Genomic DNA, 10,622 nt, shown 5'->3' with positions numbered 1-10,622 from the left:
CCCGCGCACTGACAATGGCTCTGACCTGCGAGGACGCTGCTTCGATCCGGGGCCGGGACGCTGCGGTCCGTCGCCAGGGCGGACAATGAGTGCATGACGGGTTCGGGCAAGGAGGCGGCGCGGCACTGGCGGTTCGCCGAGCTGCCCGGGGTCGATCTGCTGCGGGCCCGGTACATCCGCAAGACGTTCGTGCGGCACACGCACGAGAACTTCGTGATCGCCGCCATCGCCGACGGGGTGGAGGTCTTTCACCATCGCGGGGCCGATCAGTACGCGGGGGCCGGTGCGCTCGCGCTGGTGAATCCCGATACCGCGCACACGGGGCGGGCAGGTGTTCCGGAAGGGTGGCGGTACGGAGCCGTCTATCCGTCGCCGCAGGTGGTCGCCGAGATCGCGGCCGAGACCACGACGATTCGAGGTACGCCGGGATTCGTGAGTCCGGTGCTCGACGACCCGTACACCGTCGGCCTGGTGCACCAGGTACTGCGTGCCGCCGACGAGGGCAACGCGCTGGCCGCCGACACCTTGCTGCGGGTCGCGGTGACCCGGCTGCTCCGGCTGAACGGCGGCCCGTTGCCGCAGCGGGACGTACGGACGGCGGGCGCCCGGATCGCGGCACGCGCGCGTGCCGTGCTGGAGGAGCGGATGGCCGAACCGCCGACTCTGGAGCGGCTGGCCGCCGATCTCGGGACCGGCCCGTTCGCCCTGCTGCGGGCGTTCCGGGACGTCTACGGGATGCCGCCGCACGCCTGGCTGACGGATGCGCGGGTACGCCGGGCCCGGCGGCTGCTCGACGCGGGGACGACTCTCGCCGAGGCGGCGCTCACGGTGGGGTTCACGGACCAGCCGCACCTCAACCGGCACTTCACCCGGATCGTCGGCGTGCCCCCTGGCGCGTACCGGCGGGAGCGCAAGAACGTACAAGACGCGCGGCGGCGGCCGCGCCTACCGTCCGACGCGTGGCAGAACAAACAGCTCTCGCAGACATACGCGCCGACGACGGAGGGAAACCGGACGCCGCCGTCGTACGGGACGCACTCGGAGTCGGAGTCGCCGTAGGACTGTCCGGGTTCGCCTTCGGGGTGACCTCGGCCGGCAGCGGGCTCACGCTGCTGCAGACCTGTGCGCTCAGCCTCCTGGTGTTCACCGGCGCGTCCCAGTTCGCGCTCGTGGGGGCGCTCGCGGCCGGCGGTAACCCGCTGACGGCCGCCGCCGGTGCCTTCTTCCTGGGCGTGCGCAATGCCTTCTACGGGCTGCGGCTGTCGCAGTTGCTGGCGCTCCCGCGCGCGGTGCGGCCGTTCGCCGCCCAATGGGTCATCGACGAGACGACGGCCGTCGCGCTCGCGCAGCCGACGCGGCGCAGTGTGCGGATCGGGTTCACCGTCACGGGGCTCAGCCTGTACGTGCTGTGGAACCTGACCACGTTGTTGGGTGCGCTGGGGGCCGACGCGATCGGGGACACCGCTGCGTGGGGGCTCGACGCGGCCGGGCCCGCCGTCTTCCTGGCGCTGCTCGCGCCCATGGTGAAGACCGGTGTCGAGCGGGCCGTGGCCGCGCTCGCGGTCGTGCTGGGCCTCGGTCTGCTTCCTGTGCTGCCCGCCGGACTGCCGGTCCTGGTGGCCGCGCTCGCGGCGCCTGTCGTCCTCTGGGCACAGGGGCGTCGTAGCCGTGGCCGCACGAGTCCGCGTCGTGATCATGCGCAAGGGGAGGACCGTTGAACACCTGGATCGCGATCGGCGTCACCGCTCTCGGCTGCTACGCCGTCAAGCTGGCCGGACTGCTCGTGCCCGAGGGGGCCCTCGACCGGCCGCTGGTCAGGCGTCTCGCCGCGTTGTTGCCTGTGGCTCTCCTCGCCGCGCTCACCGCCCAGCAGACCTTCGCCGACGGGCGTGTGCCGGTGCTCGACGCACGGGCCGCGGGGCTCGCCGCGGCTGCCGTCGCGCTGGTGCTGCGCGCTCCGTTCCTGCTCGTCGTCGCGGCGGCGGTGGTGGTGACCGCGGGGGTGCGGGCGATGGGGGCGTGATCAGCGCCCGTCTCCGCCGGTGATCAGCCCCTTCTCCTCCCAGGTCGGCTGGGTAATGTGACGCGTCACAACCGTCCGGGACCGTCTGGGGGAGGAGCCGTGGCCCTGTCACCCGCCGCGCGCTCCCTCGCCGCGCGGTGCGAGCCGCGTGTCAACGAGCTGGCCCGCCGCATGACCCGGGAGTCCTTCGAGGAGCTTCCCGGGTATGCGGAGCTGCCCGATGACGTGAAGGACCTGGAGATCGCCGCGACCGTCCGGCACGGCATACGGCTGTTCCTGCGCCGTGTCGAGGACCCGGACCCCGTGTCGCCCGGCAGCAACAACCGGGTCTTCCGCGAGCGGGCCGCCCAGCGCGCCGAGGAGGGCATGCCGCTGCACCTGCTGCTGCGCACCCACGCCGTCGGCGTGTACGTCCTGTGGCGCGCCCTGAGGGACGTGGCACGCCCCGGGGAGGAGGCGGCGCTGGTCGAGCTGGTGGACGCCCTGCTGGAGAGCCATCCGGGCGTCGTGGGCGCCGTCGCCGAGACCTACCTGGACGAGCGGGCCGCGCTGGAGACCGAACAGCGGGCCCAACTGCGGTCGTTGGTGCGCGGGCTGCTGGACGGCATGGTGCCGCCGGGACATGTGCTCCTGGGCGAGCTGCGCCTCGACGGGCCCGCCCTGGTGCTCGCCCTCGGCTTCGAGGCCCCGCCCGCCGAAGGGCCCGTCGCGGTGCGGCGCAGACTGCGCCGGGTGCAGACCGTCCTGGACCGCACCTTCGGTGTGGACGTGCACGCGCTGCTGGACGCCGACGGGGGCCGCGTCATCGTCCCCGGGGACCTTGTCGCGCCCGACGACCTGCCGCACCGGCTGAGCCGGTTGAGCGGGCTGCACGTGCGCGTGGCGGCAGTGCCCGCCGAGGGACCCGCGCACATCACGGACGCCGCCCGCACCGCCACCGAGATCCTGCGCATCACGCGCGTGTGCGGCCTGCCACCGGGGCTGCACCGTCTCGACGACGTGCTGCTGGAGTACCACCTGTCGCGACGGGACGAGAGCAGCCACCGCATAGCGGCCCTCCTTGACCCGGTCGCCGACCGGCCCGAACTCCTCGAGACACTGCGGACCCACCTGGCCCACCAGCAGGACCGCAGGGCCACCGCGAGTGCCCTGGGTCTGCACCCGAACACCGTCGACAACCGGCTCGCGAAGATCGACGAACAGACGGGGATCGACCTGTCGTCCCCGCGCGGGACGGCGCTCGCGATCGCCGCCCTCTTGTTGCGCGACTCGGAGTACTGACGAGCAGCGACGGACGAGGGCCCGGGCGCCTCAGCCCACGCCGCGGCCGTACGCCCGCAGTGTGCGCAGGGCCTCGACGGTCACCATGGGGCGCGCTTCCAGGGCGGTGCCCGGAGCCCACTGGCGCCAGCGGACCGGCCAGCCGCCGTCCTCCTCCTGCTCGTTCGCGAGGAAGTCCAGGGAACGGGCCATCTCGTCGTCCGTGAACCACGCGCGCGCGAGAGAGTCCGGCGTCTTCGCGTAGTCGTGCGGGAAGTGGTGCTCGCCGGGGGCGTAGCCCGGCGCGACCGGGTACGCGTCGAGGTGCTCCGGGTCCAGTACCGCGAGCCGGTGCTCGCGTACCAGGCGGCCGAGACGGTCGGCGGCCGCCTCCGCGCGCGGGCGGTCGGGGGCGGAGTCCAGGAAGGCCACGGCGGCCTGGACCTCGTACGGGTGGGACTTCCGCAGAGCCTCCACCGCCTGCCAGCAGAAGTCCGTGGCCCTGAACAGCCAGGCGTGCCACACCTCGTTGCGGTGCAGCAGGCCGACCACCGGCCCGGTGGCGAGGAGTTCGCTCGGCGGGTCGTCCACGATCGGCACGAAGGGCGCCGTCGGATAGCCGCGCTGGCTGGGATGGATCGCCGGCAGGGCGCCGTCCGGCGTGGACACGGAAGTGAGATACCGGCACACACGCTCGACGCGCTGCCCGCCGCACCGTCCGATGGCGTCCAGGACCCGCAGGGCGTGCCCGGCGTGCAGCGGCTGGCTGACCGGGCCGCGCAGATCGGGCTCCAGCGCGTGACCGTATCCCCCGTCCGTGTTGCGGTAGGCGTCCAGCGCCGTCTCCACCGGGTCGGGGCCGCCGTTCAGGAAGTGGTACGCGAAGAGACGCTGTTCCAGCACGCGCGCGGTGAGCCAGACGAAGTGCTCGGCGCGGAAGAGCGGGGAGTGCGCCGGGGACGTCGGGGGGAGTGGGGAAGCTCCTGTTTCGGCCATGCGACAGACCGTAGGGCGGAAAGCGTTCTCGGCAAGCGGTCCCGGCTCAGGCCCACTCTCAGGGGCGGGATACTGGTGTCATGCGGTTGACGGTCTTCTGGCAGCGGATGGCGGATCACTTCGGTTCGGGGTACGCCGACACCTTCGCGCGCGATCACGTGATGGCGGAGCTCGGCGGACGCACGGTGCACGAGGCGCTGGACTCCGGCTGGGACGCCAAGGACGTGTGGCGCGTGATCTGCACCGTCATGAACGTGCCGGGGGAGAAGCACTGATCATTCGTGAACGTTCCGGGAGGAAAGCACCGATCGATCGTGAACTTTCCGGGAGAGAAGCACTGATCGGTCACGAAGATCCAGGGGCGGCGGCCGATTGTCAGTCGCGTGGGCGAGACTTGCTCCGTGGCACCCACTGACGAGACCGGGCAGCTCGCCCAGCACGCATCCCCGTTCGGCACGACGCCGCCCACCGGGCCCCCGGCCGGCGGCGCCGCCGGCCCGAACTCCCGCATGCCGCGCTGGCTGCCGCGTGCCATGGCGCTCGCGCTCGCCCTCTTCGCCGTGTTCCAGCTGGGCAGTTGGGCCTTTCACGAGCTCACCGGCCTGCTGATCAACATACTCATCGCGTTCTTCCTGGCCCTCGCCATCGAGCCCGCGGTGAGCTGGATGGCCTCGCGCGGCATGCGCAGGGGGCTGGCCACCTTCTTCGTCTTCTTCGCCGTGCTGATCGTGTCCGCGGGCTTCGTCACGCTGCTCGGTTCCATGCTCGCGGGTCAGATCATCAAGATCGTCGAGGACTTCCCGAACTACCTCGACTCCGTCATCAACTGGATCAACGCCCACTTCAACACCGACCTGAAACGGGTGGACGTCCAGGAGGGCCTGCTCCGCTCCGACTGGCTGCGCAACTACGTGCAGAACAGCGCCACCGGCGTCCTGGACGTGTCCGCCCAGGTCCTCGGCGGGCTCTTCCAGTTGCTGACGATCACGCTGTTCTCGTTCTACTTCGCCGCGGACGGCCCCCGGCTGCGCCGCGCGCTCTGTTCCGTCCTGCCGCCCGCCAAGCAGGCCGAGGTGCTGCGCGCGTGGGAGATCGCCGTGAACAAGACCGGCGGCTACATCTACTCGCGCGGCCTGATGGCACTCATCTCCGGAGTCGCGCACTACGTCCTGCTGCAGTCACTGAACGTGCCGTACGCGCCCGTGCTCGCCGTGTGGGTGGGTCTGGTCTCCCAGTTCATCCCCACCATCGGCACGTATCTCGCGGGCGCCCTGCCCATGCTGATCGCCTTCACGGTCGACCCCTGGTACGCGCTGTGGGTGCTGGTCTTCGTCGTGATCTACCAGCAGTTCGAGAACTACGTGCTGCAGCCCAAGCTGACCGCCAAGACCGTCGACATCCACCCCGCCGTCGCCTTCGGCTCGGTCATCGCGGGCACCGCCCTCCTCGGCGCCGTCGGCGCCCTGATCGCCATCCCGGCGGTCGCCACGCTCCAGGCATTCCTGGGGGCGTATGTGAAGCGGTACGACGTCACGGACGATCCCCGTGTCCACGGGCACCGGGGACGGGGAGAGGGATCCGGACTGCTCACGCGCGTGCGTGCCCTGTGGGAGCGGCGGCCGGGAGAGCAGGACTCCACGGACGACTCCTCCTCCTAGCCCGTGCGTGAGGCCGGCCGGTACTGAGGGCCAGCCGGTACGTGAGTCCCGTCAGTACGTGAGCCCGGCCCACACCCCGGCACCGATCACGGCGGCCGCGTAGCAGCCGACCGCCGCGGCCAGCACCCGTCGCCGCACGGCCTCGCTCCAGGGCGTGCGGGCCAGCAGCCAGGCCAGCGCGGGCAGGACCAGGACGGCGTGCAGGCTGACCCCGTGCAGGGGCTTGAGCGGGGCGGTCGAGTGGTAGGCCGCCTCCTGGTGGCCGGTACGGGTGAGCACTACACCGCGCGCGATCATCGCTGCGCCCGAGGCCAGCGCGACGAGCAGGATCGCGAATCCGGACCGCACCGCGAGGGCCATCCCCGCGGGACCCGAGGGCCGGTGCCGGAACGACGCGAGCGCGAACACGGTCAGCAGCACCACGAGGACGCCGCCGCCCACCGCGAGCGTCATGGACACCCCCGTGTCGAAGGGCGTCTCCATGTCGAGGTGCGAGGGCACCCGGCGCCACGCCTGGAGAGTGATGCCGCCGACCTCCACGACGCAGTCGGCGGCGAACACGGCGAGCAGCAGGGTGCGCAGCCGCGGTCCGACGCGCAGATACGACGTGACCCAGGTGACCGCGATCAGCGTCACCCCGAAGGACACCCCGAACGTCACCGGCTTGCGCCAGGAGACGGGACCGTCCCAGGGGCCGCCGTCGACGGCGAACACCACCAGGTGGGCGAGACCGGAGAGGACCAGGAGGAGGCCGGTCGCGTGGCAGAGCCGCTCGGCGCGAGGCATCCCGGGCGCCCACGGTGCCGGGGCCGACGGCCCTGTCCGCACCGTGGGCGCGTTCGTCAGGCCCATGCGCCCTTCCTCAGCTGGGCCGCGGCCCCGGCGACGACCAGGGCGGCGAGGGCGACGAGCTCGGCGCCGGTCGAGACGATCAGCGCGCCGTTCCCCGACGAGAGATGGTCACCGGTGTTGGGCGTCAGGAGCGCGCCCACGCCGATGAACAGGCCGACGCCTAGGGCGAGTCCGACCGTCCAGCGGTTCGTGCGCCACAGCAGCAGGCCGCCCGCCACGAGCGGGATGACGACGCCGGGCGGTACGGCGGGGTAGTCCGCTCCGGCCGCGATCTGGCCGACGATGGACACGGCCAGCAGGAGCAGCGCGGACAGGGTCGCGGTGACGGCGGGAGGCCGTGCCGTCGTTGCAGCTTCTCGGGTGCTCTTCGTGTTCTCCATGGCTCAAGCCTCCTGAGAACGCCCCGCCCGGTCGTCGTCCCGCCGAAGACACCTGGTGTACGCCGCGTGAAGTATCCGGGGTGCCGCGTGGTGCGCTTGACACGAAAATCGAACATCCATTCTTATGGGAGCTCCGGCAAGACGGGCGACGGGGATTTAGGCCCGGTTTCGATGGAGAAGTACCCGAGTTATCCACAGGTCGGACGGGCGTCGGGGCCCATTGTCAGTGGCAGGCGTTAGCGTCTTTGACGTGAAGCGATCGACTCAAGCAAATCGGGTGGAACCCATGGCAGGAACCGACCGCGAGAAGGCACTGGATGCCGCACTCGCACAGATTGAACGGCAGTTCGGCAAGGGCGCGGTGATGCGCCTCGGCGAGCGGCCGAACGAGCCCATCGAGGTCATCCCCACCGGGTCGACCGCACTCGACGTCGCCCTCGGCGTCGGCGGCCTGCCGCGCGGCCGCGTGGTGGAGGTGTACGGCCCGGAGTCCTCCGGCAAGACGACCCTGACGCTGCACGCGGTGGCGAACGCGCAGAAGGCGGGCGGCCAGGTGGCCTTCGTCGACGCGGAGCACGCCCTCGACCCCGAGTACGCGAAGAAGCTCGGCGTCGACATCGACAACCTGATCCTGTCCCAGCCGGACAACGGCGAGCAGGCCCTGGAGATCGTGGACATGCTGGTCCGTTCCGGTGCCCTCGACCTGATCGTCATCGACTCCGTCGCCGCGCTCGTCCCGCGTGCGGAGATCGAGGGCGAGATGGGCGACAGCCACGTCGGTCTGCAGGCCCGTCTGATGAGCCAGGCCCTGCGGAAGATCACCAGCGCGCTCAACCAGTCCAAGACCACCGCGATCTTCATCAACCAGCTCCGCGAGAAGATCGGCGTGATGTTCGGCTCCCCGGAGACCACGACCGGTGGCCGGGCGCTGAAGTTCTACGCCTCGGTGCGGCTCGACATCCGTCGCATCGAGACGCTGAAGGACGGCACCGACGCGGTCGGCAACCGCACCCGCGTCAAGGTCGTCAAGAACAAGGTCGCGCCGCCCTTCAAGCAGGCCGAGTTCGACATCCTCTACGGCCACGGCATCAGCCGCGAGGGCGGCCTGATCGACATGGGCGTGGAGCACGGCTTCGTCCGCAAGGCCGGCGCCTGGTACACGTACGAGGGCGACCAGCTCGGCCAGGGCAAGGAGAACGCGCGCAACTTCCTGAAGGACAACCCCGACCTGGCCAACGAGATCGAGAAGAAGATCCTGGAGAAGCTGGGCGTCGGCGTACGGCCGCAGGAGCCGACCGCCGAGCCGGGCGCGGACGCCGCGGTCTCCGCCACCGCGGACGACGCCGCGAAGACGGTGCCGGCGGCGGCCAAGGCGGCGAAGCCCAAGGCCGCGGCGGCCAAGAGCTGATCGATGACACGGCGAACCGACTGGGCCGAGCACACCTACCCGGACGCTCCGCGTGAGCCCGGGCAAGGCGACGGGGGCTTCGCCCAGGACGGCGACGGTTGGCGGGACGGCAGCTCGCACCACGGTGACGACGCGGCCGGAACACACCCCGGCGAGGGTGTGTCCGGCGGCGGCCGGCGCCGTGGCGGCCGCGGGGCACGTGGCGAGGGCGGCTCACAGGGCGGACGTGGGCGCCGTCGACGCGGCTTCGGGGAGCCGCCCGGTGAGGACGGAGGCGCCCCCTCCTTGTCGAGGGCCGAGAAGGGGGAGTCCCCGGCGGACCCGGTCGAGCAGGCGCGGGCGATCTGTCTGCGCCTGCTCACCGGGACCCCGCGCACGCGGAAGCAGCTCGCGGACGCGCTGCGCAAGCGGGAGATCCCGGACGAGGCCGCCGAAGAGGTGCTGTCACGGTTCGAAGAGGTCGGACTGATCAACGACGGCGCGTTCGCGGACGCCTGGGTGGAGTCCCGCCACCACGGCCGGGGACTGGCCCGGCGCGCACTCGCCCGGGAGCTGCGGACCAAGGGCGTCGACTCCACACTGATCGACGAGGCCGTCTCGCAGCTCGACTCCGAACAGGAGGAGGCGACCGCTCGTGAGCTCGTCGCCCGCAAGCTGCGCTCGACCCGTGGCCTCGACCGCGATAAACGGCTGCGCCGCCTCGCGGGCATGCTCGCCCGCAAGGGCTACCCCGAGGGCATGGCCCTGCGCGTGGTCCGGCAGGCCCTCGAGGAGGAGGGCGAGGACACGGAGTTCCTCGGGGACGAGGGGTTCTGAACGGGGCGGAACCAGTCCCGAGGCGGAGGCGGCGCCGTCGATGTGTCTCCGACTCCGCCGCGGAAACCGGCAAGTTGGCGGTCACCAACACCATCGCCCTGCTGCGCGACGAGGACACCGACAAGATCGCCAACACCCGGATACGTCTGGTCACCCAGGGCAGCGCGGACGTGGCCCCGCTCCACTGCCCGCAGGACAGATTCTGACCCGCGGCTCCTATGCCGCGACCGGCAGCCCCGCCGCCTTCCACGCCTGGAACCCGCCCACCAGGTCCGTGGCCCGGTGCAGCCCCAGCCGGTGCAGGGACGCCGCCGCCAGGCTGGAGGCGTAGCCCTCGTTGCAGATGACCACCACGCGCAGGTCGTGGTGCGTGGCCTCGGGGACGCGATGGCTGCCCTGCGGGTCGACGCGCCACTCCAGTTCGTTGCGTTCGACGACGAGGGCGCCGGGGATCAGCCCGTCCCGCTCCCGCAGGGCCGAGTACCGGATGTCGACCAGCAGCGCCTCACCGGCCCCGGCGGCGTCGTACGCCTCCAGGGGCTCGATCCGCTCGTAGTCCCCGCGCACCCGCTCCAGCAACTCGTCGATGCTGAGAGGCAGTTCAGTGGCCTCGCTCACTGCCAGTCCTCCGGCCGCTCCACCTGCTCCAGGCGCAGGATCTGCCCGGTGCGGCTGTAGCGGCGGATCTGCGGCAGGGGCGGGTAGTAGGCGTGGACGGAGATCGCGTGGTGCTCGGTGGACTCGTTGAGGACCTCGTGGACGTGGTGGCGGCCGAAGGAGCGGCCCTTGCCGGCCGGCAGCCGGCGCTCCCGGTCCACGCCGTCCTCCAGTTCCAGCGTCTTCCAGCCGTCGGCGGGCAGCCGCGCGGCCAGCGAGTTCTCCTTGAGCTCACCGGTCGCGGCGAGGAAGGCGCCGACCGACTCGGCGTGGTCGTGCCAGCCGGTGCCCGTGCCGGGCGGCCACCCGATCAGCCAGGCTTCGCTGCCGCCGGGCCCCTCCAGACGCACCCAGGTGCGGCCCTCCGGGTCGAGCGGGAGCGAGGCGATCAACTCGGCGTCGGCGGCTGTCCGTCGTACGAAGTCGAGGAGGTCCGCCTGGGTGGGCGGTGCGACGGCCGGGGAGACAGCGGGAGAAGCAGACACGGGTACCGTCCTGAAGAGTGTTCGCGTGGGAGCACGCAGCGGCACAGAAAGCGGCGCGCGCGGGGTGGAGGAAGATGCGAATTCAGC

14 protein-coding genes are annotated in these 10,622 nt (G+C 71.6%); 9 read left to right on the top strand and 5 right to left on the bottom strand.

Going from position 1 to position 10,622, the window contains the following annotated elements:
• Positions 1–93: 93 nt before the first annotated feature.
• The 4 genes from IG08_RS0143145 (at position 94) to IG08_RS0143130 (ending at position 3,304) form a co-directional block, all read left to right on the top strand.
• Complete coding sequence (locus tag IG08_RS0143145) at positions 94–1,059, top strand: AraC family transcriptional regulator (RefSeq protein WP_030616659.1); 966 nt, start codon at positions 94–96, stop codon at positions 1,057–1,059.
• Positions 960–1,718: an AzlC family ABC transporter permease gene (locus IG08_RS0143140; RefSeq protein ID WP_030616655.1), complete on the top strand. Its 759-nt coding sequence runs from the start codon at positions 960–962 to the stop codon at positions 1,716–1,718. The genes IG08_RS0143145 and IG08_RS0143140 overlap by 100 nt, the downstream gene beginning before the upstream one ends.
• Positions 1,715–2,023: an AzlD domain-containing protein gene (locus IG08_RS0143135; RefSeq protein ID WP_030616652.1), complete on the top strand. Its 309-nt coding sequence runs from the start codon at positions 1,715–1,717 to the stop codon at positions 2,021–2,023. The genes IG08_RS0143140 and IG08_RS0143135 overlap by 4 nt, the downstream gene beginning before the upstream one ends.
• A 99-nt stretch (positions 2,024–2,122) precedes the next feature.
• Positions 2,123–3,304, top strand: a complete 1,182-nt coding sequence (locus tag IG08_RS0143130; protein ID WP_030616648.1) for a PucR family transcriptional regulator — start codon at positions 2,123–2,125, stop codon at positions 3,302–3,304.
• A gap of 30 nt (positions 3,305–3,334) precedes the next feature.
• Here IG08_RS0143130 and IG08_RS0143125 read toward each other — a convergent pair whose 3' ends face one another.
• Positions 3,335–4,279: a hypothetical protein gene (locus IG08_RS0143125; RefSeq protein ID WP_030616644.1), complete on the bottom strand. Its 945-nt coding sequence runs from the start codon at positions 4,277–4,279 to the stop codon at positions 3,335–3,337.
• 80 nt (positions 4,280–4,359) lie between these two features.
• Here IG08_RS0143125 and IG08_RS0143120 point away from each other — a divergent pair, with 80 nt between their 5' ends.
• Positions 4,360–4,554, top strand: coding sequence for a DUF3046 domain-containing protein (locus IG08_RS0143120; RefSeq protein WP_030616642.1), 195 nt, complete (start codon positions 4,360–4,362; stop codon positions 4,552–4,554).
• A gap of 126 nt (positions 4,555–4,680) precedes the next feature.
• Entirely contained in the window at positions 4,681–5,937 is a 1,257-nt protein-coding gene (locus tag IG08_RS0143115; protein WP_078655965.1) for an AI-2E family transporter, read from the top strand.
• A gap of 51 nt (positions 5,938–5,988) precedes the next feature.
• Here the strand turns inward: IG08_RS0143115 and IG08_RS0143110 are convergent, their stop codons facing one another.
• Positions 5,989–6,723 carry a hypothetical protein gene (locus IG08_RS0143110; protein WP_030616637.1) on the bottom strand — a complete coding sequence of 245 codons (735 nt, stop codon included), beginning with the start codon at positions 6,721–6,723 and terminating at the stop codon, positions 5,989–5,991.
• A 56-nt stretch (positions 6,724–6,779) separates the two neighbouring features.
• On the bottom strand, positions 6,780–7,169 hold the full coding sequence (locus IG08_RS0143105) for a hypothetical protein (RefSeq protein WP_030616635.1): 390 nt from the start codon (positions 7,167–7,169) through the stop codon (positions 6,780–6,782).
• A gap of 286 nt (positions 7,170–7,455) precedes the next feature.
• Between IG08_RS0143105 and recA the strand changes: the two genes are divergently transcribed.
• From recA to IG08_RS62615, 3 genes are all read left to right on the top strand, one after another.
• Positions 7,456–8,577 (top strand): recombinase RecA, encoded by a 1,122-nt coding sequence (gene recA, locus IG08_RS0143100; protein ID WP_030616634.1) that lies wholly within the window; start codon positions 7,456–7,458, stop codon positions 8,575–8,577.
• A gap of 3 nt (positions 8,578–8,580) precedes the next feature.
• A complete protein-coding gene (gene recX / locus IG08_RS0143095; RefSeq protein ID WP_030616631.1) occupies positions 8,581–9,393 on the top strand; it encodes a recombination regulator RecX in 813 nt (270 codons plus the stop codon).
• Between the two features lie 74 nt (positions 9,394–9,467).
• Entirely contained in the window at positions 9,468–9,599 is a 132-nt protein-coding gene (locus tag IG08_RS62615; protein ID WP_267965006.1) for a hypothetical protein, read from the top strand.
• A 10-nt stretch (positions 9,600–9,609) separates the two neighbouring features.
• Here the strand turns inward: IG08_RS62615 and IG08_RS0143085 are convergent, their stop codons facing one another.
• The gene (locus tag IG08_RS0143085; RefSeq protein ID WP_030616627.1) at positions 9,610–10,011 is read right to left on the bottom strand and encodes a rhodanese-like domain-containing protein; all 402 of its coding nucleotides are present in this window, start codon (positions 10,009–10,011) and stop codon (positions 9,610–9,612) included.
• Positions 10,008–10,535, bottom strand: a complete 528-nt coding sequence (locus tag IG08_RS0143080) for a cupin domain-containing protein (protein ID WP_030616624.1) — start codon at positions 10,533–10,535, stop codon at positions 10,008–10,010. Before IG08_RS0143080 ends, IG08_RS0143085 begins: the two co-directional genes overlap by 4 nt.
• Between the last annotated feature and the right edge of the window lie 87 nt (positions 10,536–10,622).

Source organism: Streptomyces fulvoviolaceus (genome assembly GCF_000718165.1).
In the GTDB taxonomy this organism is placed as follows: domain Bacteria; phylum Actinomycetota; class Actinomycetes; order Streptomycetales; family Streptomycetaceae; genus Streptomyces; species Streptomyces fulvoviolaceus.
Note: the sequence above shows the minus strand (reverse complement) of the source record. Positions and strands in the feature narration are given on the sequence as shown.

Coding starts and splice junctions, on each gene's coding strand:
- recX (WP_030616631.1), top strand. CDS start 8,581: ATGACACGGCGAACCGACTGGGCCGAGCACACCTACCCGGACGCTCCG.
- IG08_RS0143145 (WP_030616659.1), top strand. CDS start 94: ATGACGGGTTCGGGCAAGGAGGCGGCGCGGCACTGGCGGTTCGCCGAG.
- IG08_RS0143110 (WP_030616637.1), bottom strand. CDS start 6,723: ATGCCTCGCGCCGAGCGGCTCTGCCACGCGACCGGCCTCCTCCTGGTC.
- IG08_RS0143105 (WP_030616635.1), bottom strand. CDS start 7,169: ATGGAGAACACGAAGAGCACCCGAGAAGCTGCAACGACGGCACGGCCT.
- IG08_RS0143120 (WP_030616642.1), top strand. CDS start 4,360: ATGCGGTTGACGGTCTTCTGGCAGCGGATGGCGGATCACTTCGGTTCG.
- recA (WP_030616634.1), top strand. CDS start 7,456: ATGGCAGGAACCGACCGCGAGAAGGCACTGGATGCCGCACTCGCACAG.
- IG08_RS0143125 (WP_030616644.1), bottom strand. CDS start 4,279: ATGGCCGAAACAGGAGCTTCCCCACTCCCCCCGACGTCCCCGGCGCAC.